The 18,184-nt window shown below is 65.6% G+C and carries 16 protein-coding genes; 4 read left to right on the top strand and 12 right to left on the bottom strand.

Annotated elements, in window-relative coordinates; translation table 11 throughout:
- Positions 1–6: 6 nt before the first annotated feature.
- The 5 genes from QMG72_RS00640 to QMG72_RS00620 form a co-directional block, all read right to left on the bottom strand.
- Positions 7–435, bottom strand: coding sequence for an HIT family protein (locus QMG72_RS00640; protein WP_226774431.1), 429 nt, complete (start codon positions 433–435; stop codon positions 7–9).
- A complete protein-coding gene (locus tag QMG72_RS00635; protein ID WP_283479326.1) occupies positions 432–1,604 on the bottom strand; it encodes an NAD(P)-dependent alcohol dehydrogenase in 1,173 nt (390 codons plus the stop codon). Before QMG72_RS00635 ends, QMG72_RS00640 begins: the two co-directional genes overlap by 4 nt.
- 97 nt (positions 1,605–1,701) lie before the next feature.
- On the bottom strand, positions 1,702–2,088 hold the full coding sequence (locus QMG72_RS00630) for a hypothetical protein (protein ID WP_283479325.1): 387 nt from the start codon (positions 2,086–2,088) through the stop codon (positions 1,702–1,704).
- Entirely contained in the window at positions 2,079–2,591 is a 513-nt protein-coding gene (locus QMG72_RS00625) for a MarR family winged helix-turn-helix transcriptional regulator (protein WP_283479323.1), read from the bottom strand. Before QMG72_RS00625 ends, QMG72_RS00630 begins: the two co-directional genes overlap by 10 nt.
- Before the next feature lie 103 nt (positions 2,592–2,694).
- Positions 2,695–3,573, bottom strand: a complete 879-nt coding sequence (locus QMG72_RS00620; protein WP_283479322.1) for a sulfurtransferase — start codon at positions 3,571–3,573, stop codon at positions 2,695–2,697.
- 48 nt (positions 3,574–3,621) lie between these two features.
- Here QMG72_RS00620 and QMG72_RS00615 point away from each other — a divergent pair, with 48 nt between their 5' ends.
- Positions 3,622–4,749 (top strand): PLP-dependent cysteine synthase family protein, encoded by a 1,128-nt coding sequence (locus QMG72_RS00615; RefSeq protein WP_283479320.1) that lies wholly within the window; start codon positions 3,622–3,624, stop codon positions 4,747–4,749.
- 13 nt (positions 4,750–4,762) lie between these two features.
- Here QMG72_RS00615 and QMG72_RS00610 read toward each other — a convergent pair whose 3' ends face one another.
- A complete protein-coding gene (locus tag QMG72_RS00610; RefSeq protein ID WP_283479319.1) occupies positions 4,763–5,419 on the bottom strand; it encodes an MBL fold metallo-hydrolase in 657 nt (218 codons plus the stop codon).
- A 105-nt stretch (positions 5,420–5,524) separates the two neighbouring features.
- Between QMG72_RS00610 and QMG72_RS00605 the strand changes: the two genes are divergently transcribed.
- Positions 5,525–5,992, top strand: coding sequence for a Fur family transcriptional regulator (locus tag QMG72_RS00605; protein ID WP_282360498.1), 468 nt, complete (start codon positions 5,525–5,527; stop codon positions 5,990–5,992).
- A gap of 13 nt (positions 5,993–6,005) precedes the next feature.
- Here the strand turns inward: QMG72_RS00605 and QMG72_RS00600 are convergent, their stop codons facing one another.
- The 6 genes from QMG72_RS00600 to QMG72_RS00575 form a co-directional block, all read right to left on the bottom strand.
- On the bottom strand, positions 6,006–6,896 hold the full coding sequence (locus QMG72_RS00600; protein ID WP_283479318.1) for a metal ABC transporter permease: 891 nt from the start codon (positions 6,894–6,896) through the stop codon (positions 6,006–6,008).
- On the bottom strand, positions 6,897–7,712 hold the full coding sequence (locus tag QMG72_RS00595) for a metal ABC transporter ATP-binding protein (RefSeq protein WP_226774423.1): 816 nt from the start codon (positions 7,710–7,712) through the stop codon (positions 6,897–6,899).
- A gap of 177 nt (positions 7,713–7,889) precedes the next feature.
- Positions 7,890–8,801 carry a metal ABC transporter solute-binding protein, Zn/Mn family gene (locus tag QMG72_RS00590; RefSeq protein WP_502913776.1) on the bottom strand — a complete coding sequence of 304 codons (912 nt, stop codon included), beginning with the start codon at positions 8,799–8,801 and terminating at the stop codon, positions 7,890–7,892.
- A gap of 151 nt (positions 8,802–8,952) precedes the next feature.
- Positions 8,953–10,020, bottom strand: a complete 1,068-nt coding sequence (locus QMG72_RS00585; protein ID WP_282360445.1) for a hemolysin family protein — start codon at positions 10,018–10,020, stop codon at positions 8,953–8,955.
- A complete protein-coding gene (locus QMG72_RS00580) occupies positions 10,017–11,354 on the bottom strand; it encodes a hemolysin family protein (RefSeq protein WP_282360446.1) in 1,338 nt (445 codons plus the stop codon). Before QMG72_RS00580 ends, QMG72_RS00585 begins: the two co-directional genes overlap by 4 nt.
- A 324-nt stretch (positions 11,355–11,678) precedes the next feature.
- The gene (locus QMG72_RS00575; RefSeq protein WP_282360447.1) at positions 11,679–13,148 is read right to left on the bottom strand and encodes a GuaB1 family IMP dehydrogenase-related protein; all 1,470 of its coding nucleotides are present in this window, start codon (positions 13,146–13,148) and stop codon (positions 11,679–11,681) included.
- A 326-nt stretch (positions 13,149–13,474) separates the two neighbouring features.
- Here QMG72_RS00575 and QMG72_RS00570 point away from each other — a divergent pair, with 326 nt between their 5' ends.
- Both QMG72_RS00570 and QMG72_RS00565 read left to right on the top strand, forming a co-directional pair.
- Complete coding sequence (locus QMG72_RS00570) at positions 13,475–17,326, top strand: multifunctional oxoglutarate decarboxylase/oxoglutarate dehydrogenase thiamine pyrophosphate-binding subunit/dihydrolipoyllysine-residue succinyltransferase subunit (RefSeq protein ID WP_282360448.1); 3,852 nt, start codon at positions 13,475–13,477, stop codon at positions 17,324–17,326.
- A 134-nt stretch (positions 17,327–17,460) separates the two neighbouring features.
- Positions 17,461–18,060: a GDSL-type esterase/lipase family protein gene (locus QMG72_RS00565; protein ID WP_226774418.1), complete on the top strand. Its 600-nt coding sequence runs from the start codon at positions 17,461–17,463 to the stop codon at positions 18,058–18,060.
- Positions 18,061–18,184 lie beyond the last annotated feature (124 nt).

Raw genomic sequence — 18,184 nt, 5'->3', positions numbered from 1 at the left:
GACGCCTCAGGCGTCCGGAACGTGCGCCGAGTGTCCGGCTTTCCGGAGCCCTTCGCGGAGCTTTTCGGCGTTGGCGTCCAGCCGGGTCGGATCGGGATTCTGGTCCACCGAGCCAAAGTCGAAGTCCGCCATGGTGCGGGACGGCCACACATGGACATGGAGGTGGTTGACCTCGTAGCCGGCCACAATCAGGCCGGCGCGTGCCGCGTCGAACACCCCGACCTGGACTGCCCCGATCGTCTGGGCCACCTGCATCACGCGGGCCAGCATTTCAGCGGGCGCATCGGTCCAGCGGTCCACCTCCGCGGTTGGCACCACAAGGGTGTGTCCGTCGGCGAGCGGGCCTACCGTAAGGAAGGCCACAACGTCGTCCTCGCGCCAGACGAAGCGGCCGGGGATCTCGCCGTTGATGATCCTGGTGAAGAGAGTGCTCATGCGTCTGCCCTTTCCGAGGGTGTTCCGAGGGTACTAATGTCCAGGACAAAACGGTACTTCACGTCTCCGGCCACCATGCGGTCGTAGGCCGCATTGAGCTGGTCGGCGCGGACCAGCTCAATGTCGGAGGTGACACCGTGCTCGGCGCAGAAGTCCAGCATTTCCTGGGTCTCGGCGATGCCGCCGATCAGTGAGCCTGCGTACGCGATCCGACGGCGGATCAATGCGCCCGGGTTCACCGGTGGCATCTCCTCGGAGGGCAGCCCCAGCTGGAAGAGCGCCCCGTTCACGCACAGGGTCCGGAAGTACGGGTTGAGGTCATGCGGCGCGGCGACGGTGTCGATGATGACGTCGATGCTGCGGTTCGCGGCGTCCATCGCGGCCTCGTCGCGGGACAGGATGACGTCATCGGCGCCGAGTTCGCGGGCGGCGGCGACCTTGGACTCCGAGGTGGTGAAGACCTTCACTTCGGCACCCATGGCCTTGGCGAGCTTCACAGCCATGTGACCCAGTCCGCCGAGCCCAACGACGCCGACAACGTCCCCCGCCTCGAGGCCGAAGTGGCGCAGTGGGGAATAAGTGGTGATGCCTGCACACAGCAGCGGGGCGGCGGCAGCCGGATCAAGGCCGTCCGGGATATGCAGGACGTAGCGGCGGTCCACAACCACAGAGGTGGCGTAGCCGCCCTGGGTGATGGCGTCCCGGTTGCGGCGGTCCTTCGCGCCGTAGGTCCCGGTCATGCCGTTTTCGCAGTACTGCTCCAGGCCGTCACGGCAGCTCTCGCATTCACGGCAGGAATCGACCAGGCACCCGACGCCCACCCGCTCGCCGAGGCTGAACTCGTCGACTGCGGAGCCGACACGGCTGACCCGGCCCACGATTTCGTGGCCGGGAACCAGCGGATAGTTCTGGGTTCCCCATTCGCCCCGTGTGGCATGGACGTCCGAATGGCAGAGTCCGCAGAACTCGATGGCGATTTCGACGTCGTCGTCCTTCGGCGCGCGGCGCGCAACCGTCAAGGGAACCAGCCCGCTGTCGCTGGCGGTAGCGCCGTAAGCGGCGGCAAGGCTCGGTCCCGGCGCGAGGGTGTCAGTGCTGTCGGTAGTGCCCGTGGTCAGATCGGGAAGCGGCTTGGCAAGGGGCGGCGGTACGGGGCGTCCTGGTGTCATAGCCTGACGCTACCCGCGGGAGCGGCCGCTATGCCACTCGCCGCGGGAAGTCGGCGGTTGCTTGCCGCAGCCCGGACGTCTGTTCAGCAAGGAAATGCTAGTTCAGCGACAGGACAAGGTAGAGGAGTGCGAGGACCAGTACTGTCGGGGTCATAGTAAGTCGTTCGGGTTTGCTGCGGGAGATCCCGTTCATCACAACACCCAGGGCGAAGTATGCCGTCAGTGCCCAGGCGGCGGCCGCGGTCACGTCGTCGTTGATCACCGGCGGGGCGAGCCCGGCCTTTGCCAACGCCGTGTAGGCAAACAGGCCATAGAGGACAACGGACACGGCGCTCCCGATCCTGAGCTTGGCGGGCAGGACGGTGTGGTTACCGCCCCACGCCATCCTGCCGAGCGGAGCTCCGCAGATGAGTGCAAGCTGAAAAATCCCGAGGCCGGCCAGGATAACGCAGGCGGCTAACGCGGCAAGCTGATCTACCGGCACAACGAACCCCCGCTCGGGTCCGGTGCCGGGACCTCCCGGCCCGGCCGCCGGGCTTCTTCGGGCCGGAGGACGCGCAGGGCATTATCGATAATCCGGTCGAGCTGTTGAACCAATGCTTCTTCATCCACGCCCGCATCGACTCCGTCCTGATGGGTTTCGAGACCCTGCCACGCACTCGCCAGCAGCGCGGTTCCCTTGGGCGACAACGAGATCGTGTTTGCCCGGGCATCCCGTGGGTCCGGTCGCACGATGACCAGATCGTCGCCGATCAGCCGTCCCAGCCGCTGCGTGATGGAAGCCCGGGAGACGTCGAGGGCGTCCGCGATCTGCCGTTGAGCCTGCGGCCCGGAGGTGCCGAGGGTGAGGAGGACCAGGAAACCCGAGTAGCCGATTCCGTGATGTTCCAGAAGGTAGCGGTCTGCTATCCGGTCCACCAGGGCCGTAGCACGGTGGAGCTTGAAGACTGCACTGCCGACGATGTCGTGATGTTCGCTGTTAGTCATTTCGTTAAGTAGTTAACTAAATGACCCAGGGATTGTCAAGGGTTGGGCACCACGGCAAGAGCCACAGCCCGGGCCGGGGCGGGGCGGGAATACGAACGAATGGCTAGCGCGGTGAGTCCCCGGAACTGTTCTCGCCGTACGGCTCGTCCCCGGTCACCACAGGGTGGGAAACACTGTTGCACCACTCGGAGAACGAGCCCGGATACAACGCAGCAGGAAATCCGGCGATCTCAAGGGCTGCAATTTCGTGGGCCGCCGTGACGCCGGATCCGCAGTAGACCGCGATGGGCACGTCGGCGCCCGCCCCGAGACCGGCGAAGCGTTCCCGCAACACGTCCGGGGGCAGGAACTTACCATCCGCTCCAAGGTTGGCCGTGGTGGGTGCGCTCACTGCGCCCGGAATATGGCCGGCTCGCGGATCCACCGGCTCGAATTCGCCGCGGTATCTCTCCCCCGCCCGGGCATCGAGCAGCAGTCCGTGCTGCCCCCACGTTGCCGCCTGGCCCGCGTCAACCACCTCCATGGCAGGCCCCGTCAGCACCACGTCGCCTTGCCCCGTTGCAGGTTCTCCGCTTTCGACGTCGAAGCCCGCGTCGAGCCAGGCGGCCAGGCCGCCGTCGAGCAGGCAGACATCGCGGACCCCGGCCTGGCGGAGCATCCACCAGAGCCGGGCGGCGGCGAGGTTGCCGCTGTTGTCATAAACAACCACAACGTCTCCGGTGCGGATGCCCCAGGAGCGGGCTGATCGTTGGAAGTGGTCCCGGCTCGGAAGCGGGTGGCGGCCGCGGCGCGGGTCCGCGGGCCCGGCCAGTTCATTGGCGAGGTCCACAAAGACCGCCCCGGGCAGGTGTTCGGCGAGGTAGTGCTCCCGGCCGTTCGGGTCGCCGAGCGCCCAGCGCACATCCAGCAACACGGTCCGCCGTTCCATGCTGTCTGCGCCGAGGCGGTTATGTAGGGCCGCGACGTCCATAAGGGTCTGCATGCCCCAACTCTAACCAGGGGAAACTGGCGCCGCAGGTAGGCTTGGGCAGTGATCACAGCGCGAGAGCAGGACAGGGCCTGGGCCGATGAGGCCATTCGCAGAGTCAACGCAGAGAACAACCGCTCCGCCGACACACACTTGTACTCGGTCCCGCTGCCCGAACAGTGGGGCGTCCGGCTCTACCTCAAGGACGAGTCGACCCACCGGACCGGAAGCCTTAAGCATCGGCTGGCCCGCTCGCTGTTCCTGTTCGGGCTGGTGAACGGCTGGATCTGCGAAGGCACCACGATTGTTGAAGCCTCCAGCGGCAGCACGGCAGTCTCCGAAGCCTACTTCGCCCGGTTGCTTGGGCTGCCGTTCATTGCGGTGATGGCCCGGACCACGAGCCGCGAGAAGATCGCATTGATCGAACAGTTCGGCGGTTCCTGCCTGCTGGTGGACCACGCCTCGGAGGTCTATGAGGCGGCCGCGGAACTCGCACAGCGGACCAACGGCCACTACATGGACCAGTTCACCTATGCCGAGCGTGCCACGGATTGGCGGGGCAACAACAACATTGCCGAGTCAATCTTCGACCAGCTCGCCTTGGAAGAGCACCCGGTCCCCCGCTGGATCGTGGTTGGCGCCGGCACCGGCGGCACCAGCGCAACCATCGGCCGCTATCTCCGGTATCACCGCCACAACACCGAACTGGCCGTAGTGGATCCGGAGAATTCAGCGTTTTACCCCGGCTGGCTGGAAAGCCGGGGCACGCCCGCCGGCACGCCGGTGCCCGGCAGGGCCGCGCTCGCCGCGCCGGCCGGCGAATGCCAGCCGTCACGGATCGAGGGCATCGGCAGGGCGCGGCTGGAACCCAGCTTCGTCCCGGCCGTCATTGACCACATGATCCCGGTTCCGGACGCGGCGTCGGTGGCCGCGATGCGGCACCTGCTTGTCCATACCGGCCTGCACGCCGGCCCTTCCACTGGAACCAACCTGTGGGGTGTGTGGCAACTCATCGCAGAGATGATCGCCCAGGGACACCGGGGCAGCGTGGTGTCCCTGATGTGCGACGGCGGAGACCGCTACGCCGGAAACTACTACAGCCCGGAGTGGCTGCGGTCCCAGGGCCTCGACCCCGAACCGCATGAAGTGACCATCCGGGAATTCTTCGCCAGCGGAGCCTGGCCGTCCTAGGCTGAACGCCTTCCTAAACCTCCACTGCGTCACCGGTCGAGAGGTGCAGGTATTCGGTGCCGTACTTGGCTCCGAAGCGGGATACATGCCCTTCCACCAGTCCGCTCCCGCTCTCATTGAGCAGGGCATCGTGGATCGGGTAGGCCTTCCGGGCCCGGACGCCGATCACGAAATCGATGACCTCCCCCACCTTGCTCCAGGGCCCGTGGATCGGTACCAGCAGGGTCCTGACGTCCACACCATCGGGCACAATGAAGGAATCGCCCGGGTGGTAGACGTTCCCGTCCACGAGGTAGCCGATATTGGCCACCACCGGAATCTGCGGATGGATCAGTGCGTGCTGCCCGCCGAAACTCCGGACGGCGAACCCGGCCGTTCCAAACTCGTCGCCGGGTTCCACCGGGTGGACCCTTGACGCCGCCTCGGGCGCCTTTTCCCGCAGTTGCGCTGCGACCCCGGCCGGCGCGAAAAGCTGCAGGGTGGCGCTGGCAAGAAGTGCGGCGGTGACGGCCTCGACATCGATGTGGTCGGCGTGTTCGTGGGTGATCAGCACCGCATCCGCGCCGGCGAGGGCCCGGTCTGTTTCCGAGAAGGTCCCGGGGTCGAACACCAGCACCTTGCCGTCCTTCTCGAGCCGGACGCAGGCATGGGTGAACTTCGTGAGCAACATCAGGCCAGCCTAAGGTCCTGGCCCGGCGGTGTCCATGTGCCCGGCTGGTAATCTGGGACCTTGCCATCACACCGTATCCAGACCTCCAGCGAAGCGAGTTCCACCATGTCCCACGGCGCCTCCGCCGATGGCGCCCGGGCTACGGTGCCTGCCCAGGCCCCGGCTCCGGCCAAGGAGCAGCGTGTCACCCGGCAGCGCCTAGCGGTCAGCGCCGTCCTGGACGAACTGACCGACTTCGTCAGCACCCAGGAGCTGCACAGGATTTTGCAGGACCGCGGCGCCTCGGTGTCCCTTGCCACCTCATACCGGATCCTGCAGTCCCTCTCGGATGAGGGCCTGGTGGATGTCCTCCGGAACGCCGACGGAGAAGCCGTGTACCGCCGCTGTGCCGTCACCGGGCACCACCACCATCTCCTGTGCCGCAGCTGCGGCAAGGCCGTCGAAGTAGAGGCCCCCGCCGTCGAGGCCTGGGCCGCGCGGACGGCAACCGAACACGGTTTCACAGTGGTGGAACACACCGTCGAGATTTTCGGGCTTTGCCCGGATTGCACTGCCCGCCAGGCTGGGAAGTAGCGCCGGCGGCAGCTCAGGCCGCCGGAACGGCGGCATCCCGCAGTACGCGTCCATTCAGTCCGCGTTTGGCCCGGACCCCGCCAACTACCCGGCAGATCACGTAGATCAGGAACGACAGCGTCGTCACATACGGACTAATGGGGATCCGCCCGCCGAGGGCCAGCATAATGCCCCCGACCGTGGCGGTCATGGCGAACGCCACGCTGAGGATTACCACCAGCCCGGGTGAAGACGTCAACCGCATGGCCGCAGCAGCGGGTGTGATCAGCAGTGCCAGCACCAGCAGGGCGCCAACAATCTGGATGGAAAGCGCAACGCTGACACCGAGCAGCAGCATAAACCCGAGGGCAAGCGCCCGCACGGGCACGCCGCGCGCGGACGCAACGTCGGGGTCCACACTTGCGAAGGTCAGCGGCCGCCAGATGCCCACCAGGGCAAGCATAACGACGACGGCAACCACAGCCAGCACCTGGAGCTGGACGGTTCCGACGGAGACGATCTGTCCGGTCAGCAGCCCGAACTTATTGGCGGCCCGGCCCTCGTACAGGGAGAGGAAAAGGATGCCCAGGCCCAGGCCGAACGGCATAATAACGCCGATGATCGAGTTTTTGTCCCGGGCCCGGACTCCCAGCAGGCCCAGCAGCAGCGCCGCCACAACGGATCCCACCAGGGAGCCCAGGATGATGTCAGCCCCGATCAGCAAGGCAAAGGCGGCACCGGCAAAGGAGAGTTCTGAGATTCCGTGGACGGCGAAGGCCAGATCCCGCTTCATTACGAAGGTTCCCATTAGTCCGCCGAGCAGGCCCAGGACCGCCCCGGCCCAGAGGGAATTCTGGACCAGCGCGAGCAATTCGCCGTAGTTCTCGAAGTTGAAGATTGATGCCAGCAGGCTTTCCAGGTCCATCTAGCCCACCTCCCCCGCCACCACATGGGTGTCCTCGTGGTGATGCGTGGCGCCGTCCGGCAGCCCGACCACAATCAGCCGTCCGTTGGCGTGGATCACTTCGACGTGGCTGTCGTAGAGATCTGAGAGGACCTCGGTGGTCATGACTTCCGCTGGCGGGCCCACCCGGAACCGTCCGCCGGCCAGGTAGAGGACCCGGTCAACATAGTCCATGATCGGGTTGATCTCGTGCGTGACAAAAACCACAGCACTGTCCCGGTCATGGCACTGCCGGTTGATGAGCGCACTCACGGCCTGCTGGTGCTGGAGGTCCAGGGACAGCAGTGGCTCGTCGCACAGCAGCACCTGCGGGTCGGTCGCCAGTGCCTGCGCCACCCTCAGCCGCTGCTGCTCGCCGCCGGACAGCTGGCCCACCGGGACCATCGCGTAGTCGGATGCCCCCACCAGCTCGAGCAGCTCATCGATCCGGCGGTTCACCTTTGCCGCGCCCAGCCGCAGTCCCCACCGGTGGCCGTCAACCCCCAGCCCAACGAGGTCGCGGGCGCGCAGGGGTGTGTCGGGATCAAAGGATTTCTGCTGCGGAACGTAGCCGATCCCCCGGCTGCCCCGCTCTACGGGCCGGCCGGCGAGCACGGCCGAGCCGGAGCTAAGCTCCTGCAGTCCCAGCAGGACCTTGAGGAAGGTAGTTTTTCCACTGCCGTTAGGTCCGAGCACAGCGAAGAATTCACCCGGATTAATGTCCAGGTCCAGGCCCTCCCACAACGTCCGCTTGCCGAACGTCAGGGAGGCCCCACGGAGGCTCACTACGGGTGTCAACTTGGGTTTCCTCGAATTCTTCGCAAGCCCGGGACTCGCGTTCTCTGGGTGGGCTGTCGGATCGGCGGGTCCGGCCAGGGGCCTGCTAGCACTGTCCCGCCCATCTTAGGCCCGCGGCTACCCGCGGGCCTGCGCCGGTGGTCCTGCCGCCGGTGGTCCTGCCGCCGGGGGCGGCGTTTAGGCCAGGGCCTTGGCGATGTTGTCGACGTTGTCCGTCATCCACTGCAGATAGCTGTTGCCCTCCGTCAGCGTCTCACTGAAGTTCACGACCGGGACCCCAGCGGCCGCTGCCGCGTCTTTGACGGCGGCCGTTTGCGGCCCTTCGGTCTGCTGGTTATAGGCAAGCAGCCTGATCTTGCCCGAGCCCATGAGGTCGGTCGTGGCTTTGAGCACCGCCGGCGGGACATCCGTGTCTTCTTCGATTGCGGCGGTGTAGTCGGCCGGGGTCTGGTTTTCCAAGCCGGCAGCCTCCAACAGGTAGAGCGGCACAGGTTCCGTCACGGCGACGGGCGCCACGCCGGTGCTGGCCTTGATTTCCGCCAGCCTGGTTTCGAGCCCGCCGAGTGAATTCTTGAACGCCGCAGCATTGCTGCGGAAAGTTCCGGCCCCGGACGGTTCAAGCTCGCCAAGCTTCGCCGCGACGGCATCAGCGAGCCTGGCCATGGCAGGCAGGCTGTACCAGACATGCTCGTTGAAGCCGCTGCCGCCATGCCCGTGCGTCTGCTCATCGGCAGCGGCCGATGCGCCTGCGTGCTCCTCCGGGGCCAGTCCGGAGAGCTCCACCGCATTGAGGATGTTGTTGTGGTCCAGTCCCGTGTCCTCGGCCAGCTTCTGCAGGAAGTCGTCGTAGCCTCCGCCGTTCTCCACCACCAGCTCGGCCTTGGACACAGCCAGCTTGTCCTGCGTAGTGGCTTCATAAGAGTGCGGGTCCTGGCTGGTGCGCGAAATGATGGAAGTCACCCGCACCTTGTCTCCTCCGATGGTGCCCACGATGTTGCCGAACACACTTGTGGAGGCGACGACGTCGACGATTCCGTCGCCCGCACCCGCAGCGGAGTTCCGCGGTGTTGGGGTGCAGGCGGTAAGCATCAAGGTGATGCCGGCAACGGCGGCAACGACGGCACGGGCGGCAGGACGACGCACGGGTAACCTCGGATCAGTTATTGAGAATCAGGAGCAATAGCAATAAGCCGAGTGTATCCCTAAATAGGAATGATTCCTATTTAGGGATACACGAAGCCTACTGCTGGTCCTGGCCCAGCCGTCGGTAGCCGGTCGCCTGGGTGGCGTCGCGGATCTCCCCGACCAACTGCTCAATAACGTCCTCGAGGAACAGCACACCCTGGGTCAGGCCGTCCGGTCCGATCACGCGCGCCAGATGCGACCCGGTGCGCTGCATCACGGACATGGCCTTCTCGATCTCGTCGCTCATCGCCAGGTTAGCCAAGGACCGGATATGGCTCTCAGCGATGGGCTGGTGGTACGCGGCGTCCGGGATGGACAGCACGTCCTTGATGTGCAAATAGCCGGAGAGCATACCGTCGTCGTCGAGCATCGGAAAGCGGGAAAAACCGGTGCGGCTGACTGACTTCTCGAACTCCGCCGGCGTGGTGTTCGCCTTCAGCATCACGAGCTTGTCGAGCGGGACCATCACATCCGAGGCCGTGTGTTCAGAGAACTCCAGCGCCCCGGTGATCAGCCCGGCGTCGTCGTCCACCAGTCCGTGGCGGGTGGATTCCTGCACGATCGACTGGACCTCCTCGAGTGTAAAAGAGGACGTGATCTCATCCTTCGGCTCGATCCGCATAAGTTTCAGGATGTGGTTGGCCGCCCAGTTGAGCGCCACGATCACAGGTTTCACGAGTCGCGCGATGAAAATCAGCGGCGGGGCCAGCAACAAGGCTGCACGGTCCGCCACCGAGACCGAAATGTTCTTCGGGACCATCTCACCGATGGTGACATGCAGGAAAGTAACCAACAACAGCGCGACGGCGAACGCGACGATGTCGGCGATCTCCACCGGAATGCCGACGGCTTCCAGCGGCACTGCCATCAGGTGGTGGATGGCCGGCTCGGCAACCTGCAGGATCAGCAGCGAACAAACCGTGATCCCGAGTTGCGCGCAGGCAAGCATCAACGAGACGTTTTCCATGGCCAGCAGGGTGGTCTGCGCCCGTTTGGATCCTGCCTCGGCGAGCGGCTCAATCTGGCTTCGGCGCGCGGACATAACTGCAAACTCAGCGCCCACGAAAAAAGCGTTGCCCAGCAGCAGGACAATGAGCCAGAGGATTCCTGCCCAGTCGCTCATGCGGCACCTACCTGGCCGCGGGAGTGCTCCTCGCGGTGCACGGGGACGGGCTTGAAGCAGATCCGATCAATCCTGCGCCCGTCCATGCGGGTCACAGCCAAGGTGCCTCCCGCGACGTCGACGGTGTCCCCCACAGCGGCAATCCTGCCCAGCTGGCTCATAACGTAGCCTCCCACCGTTTCGTAGGCAGACTCATCGGGCACGGTCAGGCCCGGGATCTGTTCGGAGAGTTCATCGGGACGAAGCAGGCCGGGGAAGTACCAGTCGCCCGAGGCGCTCTGCAAGAGGCCGGGACGGACCTTGTCGTGTTCATCGGCCACTTCCCCGACGATTTCCTCGACAAGGTCCTCCAGCGTGGCGATACCGGCGGTCCCGCCGTACTCATCCAGGACAACGGCCAGCTGCAGGTTGCCTTCGCGGAGTTCCGCCAACAGGGCATCAAGGTGGATGGTTTCCGGAACCCGGAGCACATCAGTCATGATGGCGCCCGCCTCCAGCTTGGCGCGCCGGTCCGCGGGAACGGCAATGGCTTTTTTGATGTGCACCACGCCGCGGATGTCGTCCGATGACTCACCGATAATCGGGAACCGGGAGTATCCGGTGCGGCGTGCGGCTTCCACGATGTCCGAGACCGGCTGGTGGCCGTCGATTGTCTCGATCCTGATGCGCGGGGTCATTACGTCCGCCGCAGTCCGGCCCGAGAACTTGAGCGTCCGGTCGATGAAGTTGGCGGTGCCGGCGTCGAGGGTTCCCATCGCCGCCGAGCGGCGCACGAGGGAGGCCAGCTCGGCCGGCGTCCGCGCACCCGAAATCTCTTCCTTGGCTTCCAGGCCGAAAATATTCAGGACCTTGTTGGAGAAGCCGTTGAGCACCACGATGGTGGGCCTGAAGATCGCCGTGAACATCAGCTGCGGACGGGCCAGTGCCTTGCCGACCTGGAAGGACAGTGCAATGGCCATATTCTTCGGGACCAGCTCGCCGATCAGCATGGACAGCAGGGTCGCGAAGGCCATCGCCAGGACCAGGGACACGGAGGACGCTGCCGCCGCCGGCAATCCCAGGACGGCCAGCGGAGCTTCGAGCAGCTTGCCCACCGATGGCTCCATCACGTAGCCGGTGAGCAGGGTGGTGATGGTAATGCCCAGCTGGCAGCTTGAGAGCTGGGTGGACAGCGACTTGAGGCATCGGAGCAGTGGCGCCGCGGCGGTATCGCCGTTGTCCACGGCCCGCTGGACCGAGGCCTGGTCCAAGGCAACAAGGGAGAATTCAACGGCTACAAAAAAGCCGGTACCGAGGATGAGCAGCAGGCCTGCTGCGAGAAGTAGCCACTCCATTTAGCGGCCTGCTTCCGGGGCTGCACCGCGGGAGGGTCCCGGCGGAGGATGGTCGGCCGGGGCCGACCCTGTTTCCTGGAACGACCGGGTGCCCCTGAAGGCATGTGGCCGGCGTGCCGCCGGAGAATGGTGGGAGCGTGAACGGGGTTTGCCGGCTCTTCGGGTCAACTGCGCGGCAAGGGTTTCCGTTCCCCGCTGACAGCCCCCAGGCCGGCACCTAGATTTACTGTCCATAAGGATTTCAGTCTACAGGAACGCCTGCGTCCGCCGCCGACGCGGCGACCCCGGATGGGGCCCCGGCGGTTGCCTGTGCCGTCGCCACGGCTACCAGCTCTGCGGGACAGGCCGGCCTTCCTCGTAGCCGGCGGCGGACTGCATGCCAGCTACGGCGCGCTCCCGGAACGAGGCAAGATCGGCAGCTCCGGCATAGCTCATCGAGCTGCGCAGCCCGGCCGTGATCATGTCCAGCAGATCCTCAACGCCGGGCCGGGCCGGATCGATAAACATCCGGGACGTGGAGATCCCTTCTTCGAAGAGGGCCTTGCGGTCCTTTTCGAAGGCGCCCTCACGCTGGTTGCGGTTCTGCACGGCCCGTGCGGACGCCATGCCGAAGCTTTCCTTGAACTGCCGGCCGCCGGCGTCCTGCTGCAGATCCCCCGGGCTTTCGTGCGTCCCGGCGAACCAGGACCCGATCATCACCTGGCTCGCCCCGGCAGCCAGTGCCAACGCAACGTCGCGCGGGTAACGGACACCGCCGTCGGCCCAGACACGTCCGCCCGCGGCCCGCGCGGCGGCCGAGCACTCCAGCACGGCGGAGAACTGCGGTCGGCCCACGGCCGTCATCATGCGCGTTGTGCACATGGCACCCGGGCCCACCCCGACCTTCACGATGTCCGCGCCGGCCCGGATGAGTTCCCGGGTTGCCTCAGCCGTGACCACGTTCCCCGCCACCACGGGCACACCGGGGTTGAGTCCCTTCACCGCGGCCAAGGCGTCAAACATCTTCTGCTGGTGCCCGTGGGCGGTATCAAGGACCAGCACATCGACGCCGGCGGCGAGCAGTTCCGCTGCACGCCCGGCAACGTCACCGTTGATTCCGACGGCGGCGGCGACTTTTAGCCGGCCGCGCGCGTCCAGCAGCGGCCGGTACAAGGTGGAACGCAGCGCGCCCTTCCGGGTGAGCGCCCCGGCGAGGACACCGTTCCGCTGCACCGGCGAAAAGTCGCTGCCGGCGGCGTCCATGGCGTCGAAAGCGCGGCGCAGACCCGACCCCGCCCCGGCGCCGCCGTCGGGCGCGTCCTCCAACAGGGCAGCGTCCAGCACCAGCGGCTGGACGCGCATGACCGAGGAGAGCGAGGCGAATCGGTCCTGGCCTTCGAAGTCCGCGGCCCGGACGATGCCGGTCACGGCCCCCGCATCGTCGACCACCATAATGGCCCCGTGCGGACGTTTGCCCATCAGATGCAGTGCGTCGATGACTGTACTGGACGGCGAGAGTGTCACGGGGGTTTCCAGGACGGGATGGCGTTCCTTGATCCAGGCCGCCACGTCACGGATCACGTCGAGCGGCACGTCCTGGGGCAGGACCGCCAGCCCGCCGCGCCGCGCCATGGTCTCCGCCATGCGCTTGCCCGTCACTGCAGTCATGTTGGCCGCGACGAGGGGAATCGTGGAGCCCGTGCCGTCATCCGCCGAGAGGTCCACATCCAGCCGGGACGTGACCTCCGAACGGGACGGCACAAGAAAGAGGTCCGAGTAGGTCAGGTCAGTGGTGGGCTCGGTCAGAAAACGCACGGCTGCTCCTTAGGTAGGCATTCCGGTGCTGAACGGGTTCTCCCTGCGATTGTATCGAGGGTTTTGAACGGCCGCGGACCCCGCCCTTCCCGGCGCTCCGACGCCACGCGGCGGTCGGCCGGAGGCCCCGGGAGGACTGGATTGGGTGACGCGGAGACGCGTTGAGTCGACTCGATGATTTGAGTCACCCTTATTGGCGGTTTGGCGAGAATCGTCACTAGACTGGCATGGGTCTGGGTTCACTGGACGCGGAGACTGGTTCAATCGCCGTGCTGACGCACCGTGACACCAGTGGGAATCAAACTCATGGAAGAGGCGTAATTCAAGTGCCAGAGCAGCCTAGCCACCGTCTACCAGAGGAATTTGGCGGAAACGAGTGGCTCGTTGACGAACTGTACGAGCGTTTTCAGCAGGACAAGAACACCGTGGACGCCAAATGGTGGCCCTTGTTCGAATCCTTCGACGCCGGAGACAGTTCCGTCACCAACGGGGCCTCGGGCGCAGCGACAGTTGCGCACCCCGCCACCCGCGAACTTCCTGTTGTAGCCCACGTTGCGACGACGGCAGCGCAGGCGGCAGCACCCGCTCCGGCGGCAGCACCCGCTCCGGCGGCAGCACCCGCTCCGGCTGCTAAACCCGCGCCGGCAGCCGAACCCGCGCCGGCCGTGGCGCCTGCAGCCGCGAAGAAAGCCCCGGCAACCGTCGCCCGCGACGGCTCCAAAACATCGGAGGCCGGCCCCGGCGCGGCGCCCATCCCGGCTCAGCTGCCGAAGAACGTCAAGGCGCCGACGGCCCCCGAGGAAGACGTGGTATCCGTCCTTCGCGGCCCGGCCAAGGCCATCGCCACCAACATGATCACCAGCCTCGAAGTTCCGACCGCCACCAGCGTCCGGGCGATTCCCGCGAAACTGTTGATCGACAACCGCGTGGTCATCAACTCCAACCTGGCCCGCGCCCGCGGCGGCAAGGTTTCGTTCACGCACCTGATCGGCTACGCGGTCATCCGCGCCTTGGCCCAGTTCCCCTCGATGAACGTCTACTACGACGAGGTCAACGGCAAGCCCGTAGCCGTGCAGCCGGCGCATGTGAACTTTGGCATCGCCATCGACATGCCGAAGCCCGACGGCAGCCGCCTGCTGATGGTGCCGAACATCAAGAAGGCGGAGACACTCAACTTCTCCGAGTTCTGGCACACCTACGAGGACCTGATCAAGCGTGCCCGCGCCGGCAAGCTGACCGCTGACGATCACTCCGGCACCACGGTGTCGCTGACCAACCCCGGCGGCATCGGAACGGTGCACTCGGTGCCGCGCCTGTCCAAGGGCCAGGCTGCCATCATCGGTGTCGGCGCGCTTGACTACCCGGCGGAATTCCAGGGCGCCAGCGCGAAGATTATCGCCCAGAACGCCATCAGCAAGGTCCTGACGCTGACCTCCACCTACGACCACCGTGTCATCCAGGGCGCCGGCAGCGGCGAGTTCCTGAAGCTCGTGCACCAGCTCTTGCTGGGCGCGCAGAACTTCTACGATGACATCTTCGAATCCCTGCGCATCCCCTATGAGCCGGTGCGCTGGAGCCCGGACCTCCAGGTGGACCCGGCCGACGAAATCAACAAGGTCGCCCGGATCCAGCAGCTGATCCACGCCTACCGGGTGCGCGGCCACCTGATGGCCGACACCGATCCGCTGGAATATGTCCAGCGCAAGCATCCGGACCTTGACGTCCTCACCTACGGCCTCACGCTGTGGGACCTGGACCGCGAATGGCCCACCGGCGGTTTCGGCGGCAAGCCGATGCTCGCCTTCCGAGACATCCTCGGTGTGCTCCGCGACGCCTACTGCCGCACCACGGGCATCGAATACATGCATATCCAGGACCCCGAAGAGCGCAAGTGGTTCCAGGACCAACTGGAGCACCCATACTCCAAGCCGAGCCGTGACGAACAGCTGCGCATCGTCTCCAAGCTCAACGCCGCCGAGGCTTTCGAGACGTTTCTGCAGACCAAATTCGTTGGCCAGAAGCGCTTCTCGCTGGAAGGCGGCGAGTCGCTGATCCCGCTGCTGGACGCCATCATCTCCGATGCGGCTGAGGACGAACTCGACGAAGTGGCAATTGGCATGGCCCACCGCGGCCGGCTCAACGTGCTTACCAACATTGCCGGGAAGACCTACGCCCAGGTTTTCCGCGAATTTGAAGGAACCCAGGACCCGCGCTCCGTGCAGGGGTCCGGCGACGTCAAGTACCACCTCGGAACCGAGGGCAACTTTACCTCGGACAACGGCAAGCAGACCAAGGTCTACCTTGCTGCCAATCCGTCCCACCTTGAGGCCGTGGACTCCGTCCTTGAAGGCATTGTCCGGGCCAAACAGGACCGCCTCGATCAGGGCGAGGCTTTCCCCGTCCTGCCGATCATGGTGCATGGCGATGCTGCCTTCGCCGGCCAGGGCGTGGTCGCGGAAACGCTGAACCTTTCCCAGCTGCGCGGCTACCGCACCGGCGGCACCATCCACATCGTGGTCAACAACCAGGTCGGATTCACCACCGCCCCGTCATCGTCGCGTTCCTCCACCTACTCCACGGACGTCGCCAAGATGATCCAGGCGCCGGTGTTCCACGTCAACGGCGATGACCCCGAAGCAGTGGTCCGGATCGGGCAGCTCGCCTACGAATTCCGGCAGCGGTTCCACAAGGACGTTGTCATCGACATGGTCTGCTACCGCCGCCGTGGCCACAACGAGGGCGACGACCCCTCGATGACCCAGCCGCTGATGTACAACCTGATCGAAGCCAAGCGTTCGGTCCGCAAGCTGTACACGGAATCGCTGATCGGCCGCGGCGACATCACCGAAGAAGAAGCCGAACAGCTGCTGCGCGACTACCAGGAACGGCTGGAGCGCGTCTTCGCCGAAACCCATGCAGCGCAGACTTCCCCGATTCCGATTATCACTGCCGATTCCGCCGCGGTGTCCGATCTGGAGCGTCCCATGGCCCAGCAGTCCGATTCCGGTATCAACGCCCCGGCGTCGACCGCAATCTCCGCTGCGACACTGGCACGCATCGGCAAAGCGCACGTTGATATCCCCGAGGGCTTCACCGTCCACGCCAAACTCAAGCAGTTGCTGGAGAAACGTGAAGCGATGTCCCGTGAAGGCGGCATCGACTGGGGCTTCGGGGAGCTTGCGGCGTTCGGCTCTCTCATTATGGAAGGTGTTCCCGTCCGCCTCGCCGGGCAGGACTCGCGCCGCGGCACATTCGTGCAGCGTCACGCCGTCTTCCACGACCGCGCCAACGGCGACGAGTGGCTGCCCCTGGCACACCTCTCCGAGGACCAGGCCAAGCTGTGGATCTACGACTCCCTGCTCTCGGAATACGCGGCGATGGGCTTCGAATACGGCTATTCGGTGGAACGACCGAACGCCTTGGTGCTGTGGGAAGCGCAGTTCGGTGACTTCGTCAACGGCGCGCAGACCATCATCGATGAGTTCATCTCCTCGGCCGAACAGAAGTGGGGCCAGCGTTCCTCGCTTGTGCTGATGCTGCCGCACGGCTACGAAGGCCAGGGGCCGGACCACTCCTCCGCCCGGATCGAGCGGTTCCTGCTGATGTGCGCCGAAGAGAACATGGTCGTGGCAAACCCCACCACCTCCGCTTCGCACTTCCATCTGCTGCGCCGGCAGGCGTACAGCCGGCCGCGCAAACCGCTGATCATCTTCACACCGAAGCAGCTGCTCCGGCTCAAGGCCGCAGCGTCTTCGGTCGAGGATTTCACCACGGGCACCTTCCGGACCGTCATCCCCGAGCATGAGCAGCTCCCGGCCGACGCCGTCGAGCGTGTCCTGCTCGTCTCCGGCCGCCTGTACTACGATCTCCTGTCCACACGGCAGAAGACCGGTGACAAGACCACAGCGATCGTCCGCGTTGAGCAGCTTTACCCGCTGCCCGCCGCCGAGATTGCCGCCGAACTTGCCAAGTACCCGAACGCCGAAGTTGTCTGGGCGCAGGACGAGCCCGCGAACCAGGGGCCGTGGCCCTTTATCGGCCTGAACCTTCCCGACGCCCTGGAGCGCCGGGTGCGCCTCATTTCCCGTCCCGCCTCGGCTTCCACGGCGGCAGGATCGATGAAGCGCCACGCGGCCGAGCAGGATGCTCTGCTCAAACAGGCGTTCGCACGTAAGTAAGGTCATCGCTGCCCGGCCGGAGGTGCACCTACACAACTCCGGCCGGGCACCGGTGTTTAACCGGCGGTGTCCCCCGCCATCACGGATGGTCCCGGGGAACGGTTTATTGGACGCTCTGGAGTGAAGAGGTAGTCGTGGAAGATCGAAAGCTGCGGATCGCAGCCGTTGGCGATGAAATGCTGGCCGGGCTGGGTGATCCCCGCGCACTGGGCTGGCTGGGCCGGGTGCTGGCGCGCACGCCGCAGGACGGGTTGTCCCTGGAATGCTATTCCCTCCCCTGCCCGCAGGAAGGCACCGAAGGGCTGGCAGCCCGTTGGCTCGCGGAAGCCGGCCGGCGCTTCAACGACCACTGCGAAAACCGCCTCGTAATTGGACTCTCCGGCCGGGATGTCGAATTTGGGCTCTCGACTGCCCGGAGCCGGCTCAACCTCGCCAACATCCTGGACGCGGCCTCGCAGAACAAGATCGAGGTCTTTATCGTGGGCCCGCCGCCAACATTGGATCCCGCGCAGAACCGCCGGCTCGGCGAACTGAACACCGCATTTGCGGACGTCACCACCCGGCGCAAGCACCTCTACGTCGACACCTTTTCGCCGCTGCTCAATCACGAGCAGTGGCGCCAGGACCTGGCCGCGAACGGCGGCACCCCCGGCCAGGCCGGCTACGGCCTGATGGCGTGGCTCGTGCTGCACCGCGGCTGGTTCCAGTGGCTGGGGATTGACGCGCCGGCGTAGCCGCCGGTATCCGTCCCCGGGAAAACTCCGCGATATATCTTGACCGTGCCAGGACGGCGATATATCGTGACTTATGAGTCACGATATATCGCAACTATCCGCACGAAGTATCGCCCTCCTGGAG

The sequence above is a fragment of the Pseudarthrobacter sp. PH31-O2 genome (assembly GCF_030063265.1).
GTDB lineage: Bacteria > Actinomycetota > Actinomycetes > Actinomycetales > Micrococcaceae > Arthrobacter.
Note: the sequence above shows the minus strand (reverse complement) of the source record. Positions and strands in the feature narration are given on the sequence as shown.

Bases quoted from the DNA above. Each gene is read 5' to 3' on its own strand.
- QMG72_RS00640 (WP_226774431.1), bottom strand. From the start codon at position 435: ATGAGCACTCTCTTCACCAGGATCATCAACGGCGAGATCCCCGGCCGC.
- QMG72_RS00620 (WP_283479322.1), bottom strand. From the start codon at position 3,573: ATGCAGACCCTTATGGACGTCGCGGCCCTACATAACCGCCTCGGCGCA.
- QMG72_RS00590 (WP_502913776.1), bottom strand. From the start codon at position 8,801: ATGCTTACCGCCTGCACCCCAACACCGCGGAACTCCGCTGCGGGTGCG.
- QMG72_RS00635 (WP_283479326.1), bottom strand. From the start codon at position 1,604: ATGACACCAGGACGCCCCGTACCGCCGCCCCTTGCCAAGCCGCTTCCC.
- QMG72_RS00625 (WP_283479323.1), bottom strand. From the start codon at position 2,591: ATGACTAACAGCGAACATCACGACATCGTCGGCAGTGCAGTCTTCAAG.
- QMG72_RS00600 (WP_283479318.1), bottom strand. From the start codon at position 6,896: ATGGACCTGGAAAGCCTGCTGGCATCAATCTTCAACTTCGAGAACTAC.
- QMG72_RS00610 (WP_283479319.1), bottom strand. From the start codon at position 5,419: ATGTTGCTCACGAAGTTCACCCATGCCTGCGTCCGGCTCGAGAAGGAC.
- QMG72_RS00605 (WP_282360498.1), top strand. From the start codon at position 5,525: ATGTCCCACGGCGCCTCCGCCGATGGCGCCCGGGCTACGGTGCCTGCC.
- QMG72_RS00585 (WP_282360445.1), bottom strand. From the start codon at position 10,020: ATGAGCGACTGGGCAGGAATCCTCTGGCTCATTGTCCTGCTGCTGGGC.
- QMG72_RS00580 (WP_282360446.1), bottom strand. From the start codon at position 11,354: ATGGAGTGGCTACTTCTCGCAGCAGGCCTGCTGCTCATCCTCGGTACC.